Genomic DNA, 15,257 nt, shown 5'->3' with positions numbered 1-15,257 from the left:
CATGCCTGTCTGTCGCGGGCTGGCCGTTCGGGTAAAGCCAGGCGTCCGGCGCCCGGCTTCAGCGGTACTGCGGCTTGCGCTTTTCCAGGAAGGCGCTGATGCCTTCGCCGCCGTCGGGGTGGTGCAGCGCGGCGACGAAGCTGTCGCGCTCGGCCAGCAGGTGTTCGGCGCGCGATGCCGTGGCTGCGTGGTTGATCAGGGCCTTGATGCGGCCCACGGCGTGCGGCGACTGGCGGGCAAGGCCAGCGGCCAGGCGCAGGGCCTCGTCCAGGGCCTGGCCCGGCTCGGTGACGCGGTTGACCAGCCCGAACTGCGCCAGCCGCGCCGCGTCCATCGGCTTGCCTTCCATCATCAGTTCGCTGGCCAGCGGCCGCGGCAGCGCGCGTGCGATCTCATACGAGCCGCCGCCGTCGGGCGTGAGCCCCACGGAGACATAGGCCATCACGAACTTGGCATTGCTGGCCGCCACCACGAAGTCGCACGCCAGCACCACCGAGAAGCCCGCGCCAGCGGCCGCGCCTTCCACCGCCGCGATGATCGGCTTGGGAAAGGCGTGCAGCGACTCGACCCAGCCGTTCAGCAGGGCGATGCTGGCGGCCTGCACCTCCTGCGGCTGGCTGCGGTTGCCGAGCAGCCGGTTGAGGTTGCCGCCGGCGCAGAAAATGCCGTCGGCGCCGGTGATGATGACCGCGCGCACCGAGTCATCGGCGGCGGCCTGATCCAGCGCCTGCTGCGAGGCCGCGTAGATGTCCGGGTGCAGCGCATTGCGTGCCTCGGGGTTCGAGATGGTCAGCACCAGGGTCGAATCGACGCGGTGGGAAAGCAACTGTGCGGGCATGGGCGTGGCTCGGTCGGTGGGGCGGTGGCGGGCTTACTGCTCTTCGGCCAGCAGCGACAGGCCCAGGCCGGCACGGCGCCACAGCCACGGGCTCGGGCGGTAGCGCATGTCGCCGGTGAGCGCTTCCATGTTGCGCAGCGTCTCCAGCACCAGTTGCGGGCCGACCGCATCGCCCAGCGCCAGCGGGCCCTTGGGATAACCCAGGCCCAGGTTGACGGCGAGGTCGATGTCCGACGGCGTGGCGATGCGCTGCTGCGCGATATCGCTGGCGATATTGATGATGCAGCAGAGCACGCGCTGCGCGACAAAGCCGGCCGAATCACGGATCACCGTGACCGGAACGCCGTCGCTGGCGAACAGGCCGTGCGCGGCATCACGCGCGGCGGCGCTGGTGGCCGGCGTGGTCATCAGCGTGCGGCGCTTGGTGGCCTCGAACGGCAGCAGCGTGTCGATGGCAACGGTGCGGGCCGGGTCCAGGCCCTGCTGCAGCGCGCTGGTGGTGGCGTCCAGGCCCAGCGGGGTGACGATGATCAGCGCGTCGGCCGACGGCTTGTTGCCGCCTTCCGGGGTCACGCCCAGCGCGCCCAGCAGCTTGGTCACCATGGCGTGGCCGCGCTCGCTGGCGTGGCTGACCCACACGCTCGACGGGCGCGCGCCCGGCACCGCGGCGGCGGCCGGCACTTGCTTCTGGCCATCGGCGTAGGAATAGAAACCGGCGCCGGCCTTGCGGCCGATCAGCCCGCCGACCGCGCGGATCGCGGTGATCGGCGAGGGGCGGTAGCGCGGTTCCTGGTAGAACTGGTTGTAGATCGATTCCATCACCGGGTGCGACACGTCCAGCCCGGTCAGGTCCATCAGCTCGAACGGGCCCATGCGGAAGCCGGCCTGCTCGCGCATGATGTTGTCGATGTCGGCAAATCCGGCCACGCCTTCCTGCGCGACCTTCAGGCCTTCGATATTCATGCCGCGGCCGGCATGGTTGACGATAAAGCCCGGCATGTCCTTGCACCGCACCGGCGTATGGCCCATGCGGCGCGACAGCGCCATCAGCGCGTCGCCCACCGCGGGGTTACCCGACAGGCCGTCGATGACCTCGACCACCTTCATCAGCGGCACCGGGTTGAAGAAGTGGTAGCCGGCGATGCGGCCCGGGTGCTGCGCACCCACGGCGATCGCGGTGATCGACAGCGAAGACGTGTTCGAGGCGATGACGGCATCTTCACGCAGGACCGCTTCGAGCTTGGCGATCAGGTCGCGCTTGACCTCCAGCTTCTCGACGATGGCTTCCAGCACCATGTCGCAGCCGGCCAGGTCTTCCAGCGCGCCGCAGGGCTTGACGCGGGCCAGCGTGGCCTCGGCGTCGGCGGCGCTGATCTTGCCCTTGTCGGCGAGCTTGGCCAGCGTGTCCTGCAGGTACTGGCGCGCGGCGGCCACGGCTTGCGGGTTGGCGTCGTACAGGTTGACGGTCAGGCCCGCCTGCGCGGCGATCTGCGCGATGCCCCGGCCCATGGCGCCGGTGCCGACGATACCCAGCGTATCGATGGTGAAAGTGCTCATCAGTTGCCCCAAAAGTTGTGGTTAAATTAGCACGATCGTACGTTTTTTGCACCTTCCGCAACAGTCTGGCGGGGCAGGCGGCGTGCGCTGATCGGCCAGCCGGTACACTGCAGACCCCGGATGGTCCACAATCACCCGACATCCGCACCGTGCGATGCGGGGATCATCCCAATAACGGAGAGAGACGACATGCTGAAGCTCTGCGGTTTTGCCGCCAGCAACTACTACAACAAAGTGAAGCTGGCGCTGCTGGAAAAGAACGTGCCGTTCGAAGAGGTGCTGGCCTGGATCGGCCAGACCGACCCGGCGGCCACGCCCGCGGGCAAGGTGCCCTACATCATCACCGAATCCGGCCCGCTGTGCGAGTCCGAAGCCATCGTCGACTACGTGGAGGCAGCCTATCCGCAGACGCCGCTGCTGCCGGGCGACCCGTACCAGGCCGCCAAGGTGCGCGAGATCGTCGTCTTCATGGAACTGTACCTGGAGCTGACCGCGCGCGAGCTGTACCCCGAGGCATTCTTCGGCGGCAAGGTCAGCGACGGCGTCAAGGACCGCCAGCACAAGCTGCTGACGCGCTATGTCCCGGCCTTCGCCAAGCTGGCGAAGTTCTCGCCGTATATCGCCGGCGACAGCTTCACGCTGGCCGACTGCGCCGCCGCGGCACACCTGCCGCTGGTGTCGTCGTGCACCAAGATCATCTACGGCACCGACCTGCTGGCCGACCTGCCGGTCAAGGACTACCTGAAGACGCTGTCGGCGCGTGAGTCGGTGCAGAAGGTCAATGCCGACCGCAAGGCCAATCTTGAGCTGATGGCGAGCCGCAGCAAGCAGTAAGCGAAGCGGCTTGAACTGCCGCATGTGTGAAAAACGCCCGCGAATTCATCGCGGGCGTTTTTGTTTTCATCACAGCCTGGCCAGCCGCTCCAGCGCCAGCGCCAGCGTCTCTTCCTTCTTGGCAAAGCAGAAACGCACCACGCCCGATTCACGCGGCTGCGTGTAGAAGGCCGAGACCGGGATCGCGGCCACGCCGATCTCGCGCGTCAGCCACATCGCGAAGTCGGCCTCGCTCAGGTCGGAAATGGCCGAGTAGTCGACGCACTGGAAGTAGGTGCCGTCCGACGGCAGCAGCTTGAACCGGCTGTTGGCCAGCCCGGCGCGGAAGAAGTCGCGCTTGGCCTGGTAGAACGCCGACAGCTGCAGGTAGGGCGCGGGATCGGCCATGTAGTCGGCCAGGCCGTGCTGCACCGGCGTGTTCACGGTGAACACATTGAACTGGTGCACCTTGCGGAACTCGGCCATCAGCGCTGCCGGCGCGGCCACGTAGCCGACTTTCCAGCCGGTCACGTGATAGGTCTTGCCGAAGCTCGAGATCACGAAGCTGCGGCGCGCAAGCTCAGGATGGCGCGAGACCGAGGCGTGCTGCTGGCCGTCGTAGACCATGTGCTCGTAGACCTCGTCCGAGAGCAGCAGGATGTCGGTGCCGGCCAGGATCTGCGCCAGCTGGTCCATGTCGGACGCGCGCAGGATCGTGCCGGTGGGGTTGTGCGGCGTGTTGATCAGGATCATGCGCGTGCGCGGCGTGATCGCTGCGGCCAGCCTGTCGAAGGGCACGCGGAATTCCGGCGCTTCCAGCGTGACCGGCACGGCGGTGGCGCCGGCCAGCTCGATCGCGGGCAGGTAGCTGTCGTAGCACGGCTCCAGCACGATCACCTCGTCGCCCGGATGCACCGCGCACAGGATCGCGGTCAGGATGCCCTGGGTGGCCCCGGCGGTGACGGTGATCTCGGTGTCCCAGCTGTACTGGTGGCCATAGAGGCTGGCGATCTTGGCGGCGATGGCCTGGCGCAGGCGCGGCACGCCCGCCATCGGCGGGTACTGGTTATGGCCGGCGCGCATGGCAGCGGTCACGGCATCGACGATCCTGGGGTCGCAGTCGAAGTCCGGGAAGCCCTGGCCCAGGTTGACGGCGTTCTTCTCGGTGGCCAGCGCGGACATCACGGTGAAGATGGTGGTGCCGACGGCGGGCAGGCGCGAGGGCGGCGGGGACAACGGCGTCAACTGGGTGTGGGTGGTGTCTGCGGACATGATGCGAACGTGTCGATGCGGTGGGGATTGCGATCAGGCGTGCGGCGCCACCGGGGAGGCGGCGCCGGGAGCCGACATTCTAAAGCGGATCGGCGGCGCTGGCGGCGCCAAGCGCGGCCAGCCAGGCACCGAAGGCCGGCGGCGTCATCACTTCCACGCCGCTGCTGCGGCGCAGGCGGGTGCGCAGCTTGAGCACGGCCTTGTCCTTCGATACCAGGCAGGCGGCGCCGGCAAAATGCGCCAGCTCAACGAACTTCTGGTCGTCGGTGTCCTTGCAGCGCGGCAGGCGGATGGCGTCGTAGTCGGCCTGCGGCGGCGCGGCTTCCAGGCTGGCGAGGCGGTCGACGGTGGCCAGCGCGGCATTGATATCGACGTCAAAGCGGGCAAATTGCGGATAGGCCAGCACCCGCCGCAGTTCCTCGCGGCAGTCGGCGCGGATCACCGGGGCGATGGTGCCGGCCTCAAGCGCGGTGCGGATCGGCTCCACATGCGGGTCGCGGAAGACCAGCAGGTCCACCCAGATGTTGGAGTCCAGCACCACGCGCGGCGCTGATGTGACGCCGGCGGGGCTGGCGAAGAGGATGGTTGCGGTGGTGTCGAGGCGCATTCGCTACAATCTTGGCTTGTTTGTCCTTGGCTACTGCCGCGATTTTGCCATGCTCATCGTTTTGTCTCCCGCCAAGTCGCTGGACTACGAGACTCCCCCGCGCCTCAAGACCCATACGCTGCCGCGCTTTATCGACCGTTCCGCCACGCTGATCGAGCGCCTGCGCAAGCTGGCGCCGCAGGATGTGGGCGCGCTGATGGACATCTCCGACAAGCTCGCGGTGCTCAATGTGACGCGCTACGGCGACTGGTCGCCTGAGTTCACCGCGGCCAACAGCAAGCAGGCGGTGCTGGCCTTCAACGGCGACGTCTACGACGGCCTCGACGCGAAGACGCTGTCGGCCGAGGACCTCGGCTTTGCGCAGAAGCACATCCGCATCCTGTCCGGCCTGTACGGCGTGCTGCGCCCGCTGGACTGGATGCAGCCCTACCGGCTGGAGATGGGCACGCGCCTCGACAACGTTGCCGGCAAGGACCTGTACGCGTTCTGGGGCGACGATGTCACGCAGATGATCAACGCCGACATGGCCGCGCTCAGGCAGGAAGGCGCGCCGGTGCTGGTCAACCTGGCCTCGGAAGAATATTTCAAGGTGGTGCGGCCCAAGGTGCTGCAGGCCCGGATCGTCACGCCGGTGTTCGAGGACTGGAAGGGCGGCCGCTACAAGATCATTTCGTTCCACGCCAAGCGCGCGCGCGGCACCATGGCACGCTACGCCGTGACGCAGCGCGTGACCGAGCCGGACAAGCTCAAGCGCTTTGCCGAAGACGGCTACGCCTTCGACGCCGCGGCCTCGGATGCCACCCGCTGGGTGTTCCGCCGCCGCCTGGAAGACTGAAACCCATCGCCACGAGACTGCCAGCCATGCCTGCCGCCTTGCACATCTCTTCGCAATTCGACTCCGGCGCCATCGAGGTCGAGGCGCTCGACCGCGCCGACGATATCCGCCTGCGCATCCGCGCCGACTCGCACGCAGACTTCCGCCAGTGGTTCCATTTCCGCCTGCAGGGCGCGGCGGGGCAGGCGTGCCGGATGCACTTCCTGAACGCCGGCGACTGCACCTACCCGGACGGATGGCGTGACTACCGCGCGGTGGCTTCGTACGACCGCGCCAACTGGTTCCGCGTGCCGACGCGCTTCGACGGCCAGGTGATGACGGTGGAATTCACGCCCGAGCACGACAGCATCTGGTTTGCGTATTTCGAGCCGTATCCGGATGAGCGCCACCTGTCGCTGCTGGCCAGCTGCCAGCGCTCGCCGCTGGCGCGGCTGTCGCACCTGGGCAGCACCGTGGACGGGCGCGACATGACCCGTGTCACGCTGGGCCAGCCCGGCCCCGGCAAGAAGACCATCTGGATGATCGCGCGCCAGCACCCGGGCGAGAGCATGGCCGAATGGTTTGTCGAAGGCGTGCTGCAGCGCCTGACCGGCACCGGCATGTGGGCGGGCGACCCGGTTGCGCGCAAGCTGCTGGAGCGCGCGGTGTTCCACATCGTGCCGAACATGAACCCGGACGGCTCGGCGCGCGGCAACCTGCGCACCAACGCCGCCGGCGCCAACCTGAACCGCGAGTGGATGGCGCCGAGCCCGGATACCAGCCCGGAGGTCTACCACGTGCGCCGCGCCATCGAGGCCAGCGGCTGCGACATGTTCTTCGACATCCATGGCGACGAGGGACTGCCGTACAACTTCGTCGCCGGCAGCGAGATGCTGCCGGGCTTTACGGAGGCGCGCCGGCGCGAGCAGCAGCGCTTTATCGAGGCCTTCAAGCGGGTTTCGCCGGATTTCCAGGATGTGCACGGCTACGCGGCCAGCAAGTACAACGCGGATGCGCTCAAGCTGGCCTCCAAGTACATCGGCCATACCTTCGGCTGCCTGGCGCTGACGCTGGAGATGCCGTTCAAGGACAATGCCGACCTGCCGGATCCGGCGGTCGGCTGGAATGGCGCGCGCAGTGCGCTGCTGGGGACGGCGATGCTGCAGGCGATCCTGGACTACCTGGGCTGAGGCTGGCGACTCTGTTGCACGCTGCTGGTTGTCTCCCCTCTCCCGCAGGCGGGAGAGGGGAGACAACCAGCGCCCGCACGGGCGCCATCGCGTTACTGCTTCTTCTTGGCCTTGCTGGTCGTCTTGGCCGAGCCGGAGGTGGACTTGGCGCTCGTTGACTTCGACGACCTGGACGCCGACGCCTTGCTTGACTTCGATGCCGTGCTCTTGCCCTTGGCCCCATTGCGGCTCTTGCTTGCCGAAGTGCGCGTAGCAGTTGGCACGGCCGGCGCGGCAGCCGGTTCGCTGATGGTGGCGCCGCCGCTGTCCAGCAGTTCATACGCCAGCATCATCCCGTCGTCATAACCGCAGCGCACCTTCACCGGCTGCCAGTCGTCGCTGCCGCGGCGCTTGTGCGCGGTGGCGGCGAAGGTGACCACCGAGCTGACCGGAACGGCCTGCTTGCCCGGCGAGAAGCGTCCGCTCCATGGCTCGGTCGTGGCCTGTCCCGCTGCGAGCGCGCCGGTGGGAATCTTCAGGGCATCGTAGGTGGCCGAGCGCGGCACCACCCAGCTGGCGTGGGCGGCGCAGTCCGCCACGTCGCTGGTGGCGTTCTCGGTCTTCATCAGTTGTTCGCGCATACGGGTCCGGTACTCGGACAGGCTGACGCGGCCGCGGTCGGGCAGGGTGACGGTCTTGGTGGGTGGCGTGGGAGTGGCGGGTGCCGGGGCGGCGGCAGGTCGGGCGGGCGCGGCGGCGGGTGCCGGGGCAGGTGCCGGGCCGGCGCTGGCATCTTCGGCCGGCATATTGGCGCAGCCTGCCAGCGCGATCGCACCGGCCACTGCGGCAGCCACCATGCGGAGCCGGCTGCCGAGCAGTTCGGAGATTCGTCGGATCACGGTGTGAGCGGTGTGTGCGTTCTTGGGTTTGCCCGCGGCGCCGTAGGGCCGGCAGGCAAGATGGGTTCGCAAAGGAATGCCATGATAGAGGAAACCTATCTGACAAAGTTCCTAAATCTTGTTACCCATTCTTCTAACGCATGATGTCGTGCAACAAGTGACTTGTGCGCTAGCAGGAATCCCCTGTTTCGCACAACTGCGGTGAACCCGCAGCTTATGCGGGGCTGCGTGGCGCAGCCCCGGCCCGGGTCAGGCCACGCGCGACGGCATCGAGCGCGTAAAGCGCAGCAGCTCGTCGAGCAGCAGGTTCAGGTCATGGCGCAGCCTGGCAAAGCCCGCGGTATGCGTGAGGCCCACCTCGTCCATGTAGAGCTTGCGGTTGACCTCCAGCTGCAGGCTGTGGCAGCCGGCCTGGGGCTGGCCCACCACGCGCACGATCTCCACGCCCTTGTACGGGTGGTTGCGCCAGACGTCGTAGCCCATCTCCTTGAGCACGCCCTCGACCCGGTCGGTGAAGCGCTTGTCGCAGGTGGTGCCGTCGCGGTCGCCGACCACGAAATCCGGATGCTCCAGCCCCGGGAACTCGGTGGCGAATGGCGCGGCGTGGCTCGGCATCGAATGGCAGTTGATATGCCAGGCGCTGCCGTGGCTGGCCACGGCGCGGTCGGCCAGCTTCTGCAGCTGCGCGTAATAGGGCAGGTAGCAGCGGTTGATGCGCGCCTGCACTTCTTCCACGCTCAGCTTGCGGTCGTAGATGGCCTCGCCGGTGTCCAGCACCCGCCAGACCAGGCCCTTGCCCAGCCGGGTCTTGGCGGTCTCCTGCCTGGCGCCGGGCCAGGGAGCGTCGAGCAGGGCTTCGTCGATTTCTTCCAGCGCGCGGTTGGCGTCCAGGTAGCTGCGCGGGAAGCCCGCGCACAGCAGCGCGATGCCGCGCGCCGGGGCGCCGGCGTAGAGTTCGTCGACAAAGGTGTCTTCGGCCTGGCGCAGCAGCGGCAGCGGCAGCGCGGGGTCGGGGCGGAAGTCCGTCGGGTAGGTCGTCGCGCTGTGCGGCGAGTCCAGGAACAGCGCGGCGGGCTCGCCCTCGGGCTGGTACAGGTAGAACGGACTGTCCGCGGTGGTTCGGTCGGTGTCGGTCATGGTGTTGCCGTAAAGTCAGTCGAGCGAGATCTTGGCGGCGGCGGCCACGCGCTTGTTCTTGGCCACTTCGCTCTTGATCTGGGCGGCAAAGTGCGCCGGCGTATCGCCTACCGGGGTCGCGCCCAGCTTCTCGAGCTTGGCCTTCACTTCCGGCAGTGCCAGCACCTTGACCGCGGCGGTGTGGAGCCTGGTCTGGATATCCGCCGGCAGGTTGGCCGGCGCGATCAGGCCGAACCAGGCGGCGTCGTTGACTTCGCCCAGGCCCAGTTCGGCGAAGGTCGGCACGTTGGGCAGCGCGGCCACGCGCTTGGGCGCTGCCACGGCGAGCGCACGCAGCTTGCCGCCTTCAATGAACGGCAGCGACGACGGCAGGTTGTCGAACAGCACCTGCACCTGGCCGGCCAGCGCGTCGTTCAGCGCCGGGCCCACGCCCTTGTAGGGCACGTGCAGCAGTTCGGTCTTGCTGCTCATCTTGAACAGTTCCCCCATCATGTGCGAGACGCTGCCGTTGCCCGCCGAGCCATAGGCCAGCTTGTTGGGCTGCGACTGCGCCAGCGCGATGAAGGACTTCATGTCGGTGGCCTTGACCGCCGGGTTGATGCTCATCACGTTGGGCACCGAGGCCAGGTTGGTGATGGTGGTGAAGTCCTTGGTTGCATCGTAGGACAGGCGCGGGTAGACCGCCGGATTGATGCCATGGGTCGAGGCCGTGGCAATGCCCAGCGTGTAGCCGTCCGGCGCCGCCTTGGACAGGAAAGCGGTGCCGATGCTGCCGCCGGCGCCGCCGCGGTTGTCAACCACCACGGCCTGGCCCAGTTGCTGGCCGAGCTTGTCGGCGACGATGCGCGCGACGATGTCGGTGGTGCCGCCGGCGGGGAAGGGCACCACCAGCGTGATCGGCTTGGTCGGATAGCCGGCCTGGGCCATGGCGCTGAAGGAGATGCCGGCAGCGGCGGCGGCCGAAGCGGCGGCCAGGAGGCGGAGAAGATGGCGACGTTGCATGGGGGGATCCAGGGCGAGGGGAGGAATAAAGTGGATTTCACGATTCTGCGCGCCCGAGCAAGCGCGCCGCAAACGAAATAAAATCCTTAGCTCATTCCATTTGGTCGTGAAGTAGAGGTGATTTATGCGACGCTTATGTCCGTCGCTGACCGAGTTGCAGGCCTTTGAGGCCGCGGCACGCCATAACAGTTTTACCGTAGCCGCGCGTGAACTGCATGTCACGCAAGGCGCGGTCAGCAAGCAGGTGCGCAGCCTGGAGGCTTACCTGGGCGTGGAGCTGTTCCAGCGCGTGCGCCAGCGCCTGATGCTGACCACCGCGGGCGAGCGCTACCTGGAGCGCATCGGCCCCAGCCTGAACGAGCTGGAGGCCGCCACCGTCGAGCTGATGGCGCGGCAGGGGCGGGGCGGCGTGCTGCATATCGCCAGCATGCCGACGCTGGGCGCCAAGTGGCTGATTCCGCGCCTGCCGCAGTTCTTCGCGCGCCATCCGGAGGTGAAGCTGGAATTCGTGCCGCACGCGCAGGGCTACGATTTTTCCGAGCCGGACCTGGACGCCGCGATCCGCTTCGGCGACGGCGTCTGGCCCGGCAGCCTGGCCGACTACATGACCGGGCGCGAGGTGCTGCCAGTGTGCCGCCCGGGCCTGCTGGCGTCCGAGCCCGGCGGCGTGGCGCCCACGCCCGCTGCCTTGCTGCGCTATCCGCTGCTGCATCACACCACCGTGCCCGAAGCCTGGCCCGACTGGTTCGCCACGCTGGGCGTGCCGACCCGCGAGGCCTGGAGCGGCGCGCGCTTCGACCAGTTCTCGCTGCTCACGCAGGCCGCGCTGTCGGGTCTGGGCATCGCGCTGATCCCGCGCTGCCTGATCGAGGAAGAGCTGGCCACAGGGGCGCTGGTGGTGGCGCATCCGGCCCAGGTGCTGGCCAAGAAGGGCTATTACCTGTGCTATCCGGAGCAGAAGCAGCACCTGCCGGCGCTGCGCACGTTCCGCGCATGGGTGATGGAAGGAGCCGACCTGGCGCGGCCGGGCTGAGGCCGGAGCACAAAAAAGGGCGGCATCTCGATGCCGCCCCTTGCGCGCTTCAGCAGCCAGCGCTGCCTTACTTCGACAACACCTTCATCGCCTGTTCCAGCCCGGCCAGCGTCACCGGATACATCCGTCCCTTCATCAGCTGGTTGATGACCGTGATCGACTGCCGGTACTGCCACAGCCCTTCCGGCTCGGGGTTGAGCCAGACGAAGTGCGGGAACTGCTCGGTCATCCGGTTCAGCCAGACCGCGCCGGCTTCGGTGTTGTTGTACTCCACCGAGCCGCCCGGCTGCAGGATCTCGTACGGGCTCATGGTGGCGTCGCCGACGAAGATGATCTTGTAGTCGGGCGTGTACTTGTGCAGCAGGTCCCACGTGGCCAGCTTCTCGGCGTGGCGGCGGCGGTTGTTCTTCCACACGTAGTCGTACAGGCAGTTGTGGAAGTAGTAGTACTCCAGGTGCTTGAACTCAGTCTTGGTGGCCGAGAACAGCTCTTCCACGCGCTTGATGTGGTCGTCCATCGAGCCGCCCACGTCCATCAGCATCAGCACCTTGACCTTGTTGTGGCGCTCGGGCCGCAGCTTGATGTCGAGCAGGCCGGCGTTGGCCGCGGTGGAGTGGATGGTGTCGTCCAGGTCCAGCTCGGTGTCGGCGCCTTCGCGCGCGAAGCGGCGCAGCCGGCGCAGCGCCACCTTGATATTGCGCGTGCCCAGTTCGACCTGGTCGTCATAGTCCTTGTAGGCGCGCGTCTCCCACACCTTGATCGCGGTGCGGTTGCCCTTGGACGGGCCGCCGATGCGGATGCCCTCGGGGTTGTAGCCGCCGTGGCCGAACGGCGAGGTGCCGCCGGTGCCGATCCACTTGTTGCCGCCCTCGTGCTTTTCCTTCTGCTCCTCGAGCAGCTGCTTGAGGCGCTCCATCAGCTTGTCGAGGCCGCCCATGGCCTCGATCTTGGCTTTTTCCTCGGGCGAGAGTTCGCGCTCCAGCGTCTTCTGCAGCCAGTCGAGCGGGATGTCGGACTTCCAGTCGACCAGGCTCTCGACGCCCTTGAAGTAGGCGGCGAAGGTCTGGTCGAACTTGTCGAAGTGCTTCTCGTCCTTGACCAGCGTCATGCGCGACAGGTAGTAGAACTCGTCGATGGACGGCGAGATGACCTGCGCCTTGAGCGCTTCCAGCATGGTCAGGTATTCCTTGACCGAGACCGGCAGCTTGGCGTGGCGCAGCGAGAAGAAGAAATCGATCAGCATGATGCCTCGCTATCAGTCGGCGGCCGCTTCAGCGCGGACGGTCGAGCTGGAATTGCAGGTGTTGCCGCACCGCCGGCCATTCGCTGGCGATGATCGAGAACACCACGGTGTCGCGCAACGAGCCGTCCGGCATGCGCTGGTGGTTGCGCAGCACGCCGTCCTGCCTGGCGCCCAGGCGCGCGATGGCGGCGCGGCTCTGCTGGTTCATCCAGTGCGTGCGGAACTCCACGGCGATGCAGTCGAGATGGTCGAAGGCATGGCCCAGCAGCATCAGCTTGCACTCCGTGTTCAGCGGCGTGCGCTGGACGCGGCGCGCATACCAGGTGGAGCCGATCTCCACACGCCGGTGGGCTGCGTCGATATTCATGTAGGTGGTCATGCCCGCCAGCTCGCCGGCGGCATCGCGCACCGCGAACGGCAGCATCGAGCCCTGTTCCTGCAGCGCCAGGCGCCGCGCGATCTCGGCCTCCATGCGCTCGGGCGCGGGCACGCTGGTGTACCAGAGCTTCCACAGCTCGCCGTCGGCGCAGGCGTTGCGCAGGCCCTCGGCATGCTCGGCGCGCAGCGGCTCCAGCGTGACGTGCCGGCCCACCAGCGTGACGGGTTTGACGAACGCAGTCATGGCGGGCAATGCCTCAGCGGTTGGCGCGGTTCATGAACACCAGGCGCTCGAACAGGTGCACGTCCTGCTCGTTCTTCAGCAGCGCGCCATGCAGCGGCGGGATCGCGGCCTTCTTGTCCGGGCTCTTCAGTGCTTCGGGCGGGATGTCCTCGGCCATCAGCAGCTTGAGCCAGTCGATCAGTTCGGACGTGGACGGCTTCTTCTTCAGGCCCGGCAGGTTGCGCATCTCGTAGAACGATTCCAGGGCGGCGGCGACCAGCTCGCGCTTGATGTCGGGGTAGTGCACGTCGACGATCTGCTGCATGGTGTCGGCGTCGGGGAACTTGATGTAGTGGAAGAAGCAGCGGCGCAGGAAGGCGTCGGGCAGCTCCTTCTCGTTGTTCGAGGTGATGATCACCAGCGGGCGGTGCTTCGCCTTGACCAGTTCGCGCGTCTCGTAGACGTAGAACTCCATGCGGTCGAGTTCGCGCAGCAGGTCGTTGGGGAATTCGATGTCGGCCTTGTCGATCTCGTCGATCAGCAGAACCACCTGCTCGTCGGCGTCAAAGGCCTGCCACAGCACGCCCTTGACGATGTAGTTGCGGATGTCGTGGACGCGGTCGTCGCCCAGCTGCGAGTCGCGCAGGCGCGACACCGCGTCGTACTCGTACAGGCCCTGCTGCGCCTTGGTGGTCGACTTGATATGCCACTGCAGCAGCGGCATGCCCAGCGCGGCGGCGACTTCCTCGGCCAGCATGGTCTTGCCGGTGCCGGGCTCGCCCTTGATCAGCAGCGGGCGCTGCAGCGTGCGCGCGGCATTGACGGCCAGCTTGAGGTCGTCGGTGGCGACATACTGGTCGCTGCCCTCGAAACGGGCCTGCTGGGCGATGGAAGCTTGGGCGGAAGCGTTGGCGATGTTTGACATGAGGCAACCTGAGGTGACGGCCTCGGATCGAGGGCCGGGTTGGCGTGCTTGGCGCGGTCTCTTCGCGCTGTCATGCGCGCTTTCATTATGGAAACAGGGTCCGGTGCAGGGCGCCCGCGCACTGCTGGCGGCAGCATTCGCGAACGGTCGTGCGGATTCCCGGGATCAGCCAGTATAAAAGACCTTTGCGGTTCGTGTTGGGGCGCGCTGACAGGCCACCGGCGGCCCGGGCCGGTTGCTGGACTGGCAGGTGCCGGCTGCGGTACAATGCGGCGGTTTGACGCGCCCCCACGTCCAGTTCTCCCAGCATCCGGCAGTCCGCGTTCAGAAGTCCCAGCGGCCCTTCCGGGTCGCGGCGATTGCGAGAGGTGGTTCCAGAATGGTGTTCCACATCCCGGCAACAGACCGGATGCGACATGTCTGGCGGGTTGCACCTCGGCAATCCCTCCGGCTGCCCTGGTTTTCCCCGCAGCAGCATTCTGAAACCGTCTCCGCCCGGCAGGGCAGGTCACACGGTTTAACTTCCAATCCGCAAAGACAATGAAAAAGCTCCTCACGATGGTGGTGCTGGGCGCGGCTGCAACGGCCGCGCAGGCACAGGAAGTCAAGGGCAATGGAGACGCTGCCAAGGACAAGGTTGCAATGTGCATCGGCTGCCACGGCATTCCGGGCTACCGTGCGTCATTCCCCGAAATCTATGAAGTGCCGCTGCTGGGCGGCCAGAGCGCCAAGTACATCGAGAACGCGCTCAAGGCCTACCAGAAGGGCGAGCGCAAGCACCCGACCATGCGCGGCATCGCCGCGACGCTGACCGAGCAGGACATCGCCAACGTGGCGGCCTACTACTCGCAGCAGAAGGCCGGCACGCAGAACAATTCCCTCAAGTAAGAGACCCCACATGAATACGCTCAAGACGCTTTCGTTCGCGCTCGGCGCACTCGTGCTGGGTGCTGCCGCGATGCCGGCCTCGGCCGCCGACCTTGCCGCCGGCAAGGCGCTGGTGGAAAAGGGTGCCTGCGTGGCCTGCCACGGCGCGGGCATGAACGCCCCGATCTCGCCGGACTACCCCAAGCTGGCGGGCCAGCACGCCGACTACCTGTACCACGCGCTGGCGTCGTACCAGGTGTCGGGCAACCCGCTGGTGGGCCGCTCCAATGCCATCATGGCCGGCCAGGTCAACGCCAATCCGGCCGTGACCGACAAGGACGGCAAGCCGCGCCCGTTCACCCGCAAGGAGCTGAAGGACATGGCCGCCTACATCGAGTCGCTGCCTGGCGACCTGGTGCTGAAGAAGTAAGAACGCGCGGCCGCCGCCGCGCCAGTGCAGAAAAGCCGCTTCCCTGGAAG

Annotated in this window: 16 protein-coding genes; 6 read left to right on the top strand and 10 right to left on the bottom strand. The window is 67.1% G+C overall.

Annotation, left to right across the window (positions count from 1 at the left end; genetic code table 11):
* Window positions 1–58: 58 nt before the first annotated feature.
* Together AC3WLF_RS03275 and AC3WLF_RS03270 are read right to left on the bottom strand one after the other, a co-directional pair.
* Window positions 59–838 (bottom strand): oxepin-CoA hydrolase, alternative type, encoded by a 780-nt coding sequence (locus AC3WLF_RS03275; RefSeq protein WP_492352050.1) that lies wholly within the window; start codon window positions 836–838, stop codon window positions 59–61.
* Between the two features lie 33 nt (window positions 839–871).
* Window positions 872–2,395 carry a 3-hydroxyacyl-CoA dehydrogenase gene (locus tag AC3WLF_RS03270; protein ID WP_492357830.1) on the bottom strand — a complete coding sequence of 508 codons (1,524 nt, stop codon included), beginning with the start codon at window positions 2,393–2,395 and terminating at the stop codon, window positions 872–874.
* Window positions 2,396–2,584: 189 nt separating this feature from the next.
* On the opposite strand from AC3WLF_RS03270, the gene AC3WLF_RS03265 reads away from it, so the two are divergent.
* Window positions 2,585–3,229 (top strand): glutathione S-transferase, encoded by a 645-nt coding sequence (locus AC3WLF_RS03265; RefSeq protein WP_492357014.1) that lies wholly within the window; start codon window positions 2,585–2,587, stop codon window positions 3,227–3,229.
* A gap of 69 nt (window positions 3,230–3,298) precedes the next feature.
* Here AC3WLF_RS03265 and AC3WLF_RS03260 read toward each other — a convergent pair whose 3' ends face one another.
* Together AC3WLF_RS03260 and AC3WLF_RS03255 are read right to left on the bottom strand one after the other, a co-directional pair.
* On the bottom strand, window positions 3,299–4,480 hold the full coding sequence (locus AC3WLF_RS03260) for a pyridoxal phosphate-dependent aminotransferase (RefSeq protein ID WP_492321697.1): 1,182 nt from the start codon (window positions 4,478–4,480) through the stop codon (window positions 3,299–3,301).
* A gap of 79 nt (window positions 4,481–4,559) precedes the next feature.
* The gene (locus AC3WLF_RS03255) at window positions 4,560–5,087 is read right to left on the bottom strand and encodes a PIN domain-containing protein (protein WP_492357829.1); all 528 of its coding nucleotides are present in this window, start codon (window positions 5,085–5,087) and stop codon (window positions 4,560–4,562) included.
* Between the two features lie 49 nt (window positions 5,088–5,136).
* Here AC3WLF_RS03255 and yaaA point away from each other — a divergent pair, with 49 nt between their 5' ends.
* Both yaaA and AC3WLF_RS03245 read left to right on the top strand, forming a co-directional pair.
* A complete protein-coding gene (gene yaaA / locus AC3WLF_RS03250; protein WP_492357828.1) occupies window positions 5,137–5,922 on the top strand; it encodes a peroxide stress protein YaaA in 786 nt (261 codons plus the stop codon).
* A gap of 26 nt (window positions 5,923–5,948) precedes the next feature.
* Complete coding sequence (locus AC3WLF_RS03245) at window positions 5,949–7,091, top strand: M14 family metallopeptidase (protein ID WP_010809076.1); 1,143 nt, start codon at window positions 5,949–5,951, stop codon at window positions 7,089–7,091.
* Between the two features lie 92 nt (window positions 7,092–7,183).
* On the opposite strand, the gene AC3WLF_RS03240 is transcribed toward AC3WLF_RS03245, so the two are convergent.
* The 3 genes from AC3WLF_RS03240 to AC3WLF_RS03230 all read right to left on the bottom strand — a co-directional run bounded on the left by AC3WLF_RS03240 (window position 7,184) and on the right by AC3WLF_RS03230 (window position 10,108).
* Entirely contained in the window at window positions 7,184–7,969 is a 786-nt protein-coding gene (locus AC3WLF_RS03240; protein ID WP_492320882.1) for a BspC domain-containing protein, read from the bottom strand.
* Window positions 7,970–8,218: 249 nt separating this feature from the next.
* Complete coding sequence (locus tag AC3WLF_RS03235; protein ID WP_010809074.1) at window positions 8,219–9,106, bottom strand: N-formylglutamate amidohydrolase; 888 nt, start codon at window positions 9,104–9,106, stop codon at window positions 8,219–8,221.
* Window positions 9,107–9,121: 15 nt separating this feature from the next.
* Entirely contained in the window at window positions 9,122–10,108 is a 987-nt protein-coding gene (locus AC3WLF_RS03230) for a tripartite tricarboxylate transporter substrate binding protein BugE (RefSeq protein ID WP_492320881.1), read from the bottom strand.
* 124 nt (window positions 10,109–10,232) lie between these two features.
* On the opposite strand from AC3WLF_RS03230, the gene AC3WLF_RS03225 reads away from it, so the two are divergent.
* Entirely contained in the window at window positions 10,233–11,141 is a 909-nt protein-coding gene (locus AC3WLF_RS03225) for a LysR substrate-binding domain-containing protein (protein WP_492320880.1), read from the top strand.
* 67 nt (window positions 11,142–11,208) lie between these two features.
* On the opposite strand, the gene AC3WLF_RS03220 is transcribed toward AC3WLF_RS03225, so the two are convergent.
* From AC3WLF_RS03220 to AC3WLF_RS03210, 3 genes are read right to left on the bottom strand one after another with little or no spacing between them, the layout of a single operon-like run.
* Window positions 11,209–12,384 carry a vWA domain-containing protein gene (locus AC3WLF_RS03220; RefSeq protein ID WP_010809067.1) on the bottom strand — a complete coding sequence of 392 codons (1,176 nt, stop codon included), beginning with the start codon at window positions 12,382–12,384 and terminating at the stop codon, window positions 11,209–11,211.
* A gap of 28 nt (window positions 12,385–12,412) precedes the next feature.
* Window positions 12,413–13,006, bottom strand: a complete 594-nt coding sequence (locus tag AC3WLF_RS03215; protein ID WP_492320879.1) for a GNAT family N-acetyltransferase — start codon at window positions 13,004–13,006, stop codon at window positions 12,413–12,415.
* Between the two features lie 13 nt (window positions 13,007–13,019).
* The gene (locus AC3WLF_RS03210; protein ID WP_492357827.1) at window positions 13,020–13,910 is read right to left on the bottom strand and encodes an AAA family ATPase; all 891 of its coding nucleotides are present in this window, start codon (window positions 13,908–13,910) and stop codon (window positions 13,020–13,022) included.
* 540 nt (window positions 13,911–14,450) lie between these two features.
* Between AC3WLF_RS03210 and AC3WLF_RS03205 the strand changes: the two genes are divergently transcribed.
* Together AC3WLF_RS03205 and AC3WLF_RS03200 are read left to right on the top strand one after the other, a co-directional pair.
* Entirely contained in the window at window positions 14,451–14,798 is a 348-nt protein-coding gene (locus AC3WLF_RS03205) for a c-type cytochrome (protein WP_010809064.1), read from the top strand.
* Between the two features lie 10 nt (window positions 14,799–14,808).
* Window positions 14,809–15,207, top strand: coding sequence for a c-type cytochrome (locus AC3WLF_RS03200; RefSeq protein WP_010809063.1), 399 nt, complete (start codon window positions 14,809–14,811; stop codon window positions 15,205–15,207).
* Window positions 15,208–15,257: the final 50 nt, after the last annotated feature.

This window comes from Cupriavidus sp. FW306-01-F10A (assembly GCF_058782785.1).
Note: the sequence above shows the minus strand (reverse complement) of the source record. Positions and strands in the feature narration are given on the sequence as shown.

What these genes read in the sequence shown, in the direction of transcription:
- AC3WLF_RS03225 (WP_492320880.1), top strand. Translation starts at nt 10,233, where the DNA reads ATGCGACGCTTATGTCCGTCGCTGACCGAGTTGCAGGCCTTTGAGGCC.
- AC3WLF_RS03270 (WP_492357830.1), bottom strand. Translation starts at nt 2,395, where the DNA reads ATGAGCACTTTCACCATCGATACGCTGGGTATCGTCGGCACCGGCGCC.
- AC3WLF_RS03275 (WP_492352050.1), bottom strand. Translation starts at nt 838, where the DNA reads ATGCCCGCACAGTTGCTTTCCCACCGCGTCGATTCGACCCTGGTGCTG.
- AC3WLF_RS03255 (WP_492357829.1), bottom strand. Translation starts at nt 5,087, where the DNA reads ATGCGCCTCGACACCACCGCAACCATCCTCTTCGCCAGCCCCGCCGGC.
- AC3WLF_RS03210 (WP_492357827.1), bottom strand. Translation starts at nt 13,910, where the DNA reads ATGTCAAACATCGCCAACGCTTCCGCCCAAGCTTCCATCGCCCAGCAG.
- AC3WLF_RS03265 (WP_492357014.1), top strand. Translation starts at nt 2,585, where the DNA reads ATGCTGAAGCTCTGCGGTTTTGCCGCCAGCAACTACTACAACAAAGTG.
- AC3WLF_RS03205 (WP_010809064.1), top strand. Translation starts at nt 14,451, where the DNA reads ATGAAAAAGCTCCTCACGATGGTGGTGCTGGGCGCGGCTGCAACGGCC.
- AC3WLF_RS03245 (WP_010809076.1), top strand. Translation starts at nt 5,949, where the DNA reads ATGCCTGCCGCCTTGCACATCTCTTCGCAATTCGACTCCGGCGCCATC.
- yaaA (WP_492357828.1), top strand. Translation starts at nt 5,137, where the DNA reads ATGCTCATCGTTTTGTCTCCCGCCAAGTCGCTGGACTACGAGACTCCC.
- AC3WLF_RS03220 (WP_010809067.1), bottom strand. Translation starts at nt 12,384, where the DNA reads ATGCTGATCGATTTCTTCTTCTCGCTGCGCCACGCCAAGCTGCCGGTC.
- AC3WLF_RS03235 (WP_010809074.1), bottom strand. Translation starts at nt 9,106, where the DNA reads ATGACCGACACCGACCGAACCACCGCGGACAGTCCGTTCTACCTGTAC.
- AC3WLF_RS03230 (WP_492320881.1), bottom strand. Translation starts at nt 10,108, where the DNA reads ATGCAACGTCGCCATCTTCTCCGCCTCCTGGCCGCCGCTTCGGCCGCC.
- AC3WLF_RS03260 (WP_492321697.1), bottom strand. Translation starts at nt 4,480, where the DNA reads ATGTCCGCAGACACCACCCACACCCAGTTGACGCCGTTGTCCCCGCCG.
- AC3WLF_RS03200 (WP_010809063.1), top strand. Translation starts at nt 14,809, where the DNA reads ATGAATACGCTCAAGACGCTTTCGTTCGCGCTCGGCGCACTCGTGCTG.
- AC3WLF_RS03215 (WP_492320879.1), bottom strand. Translation starts at nt 13,006, where the DNA reads ATGACTGCGTTCGTCAAACCCGTCACGCTGGTGGGCCGGCACGTCACG.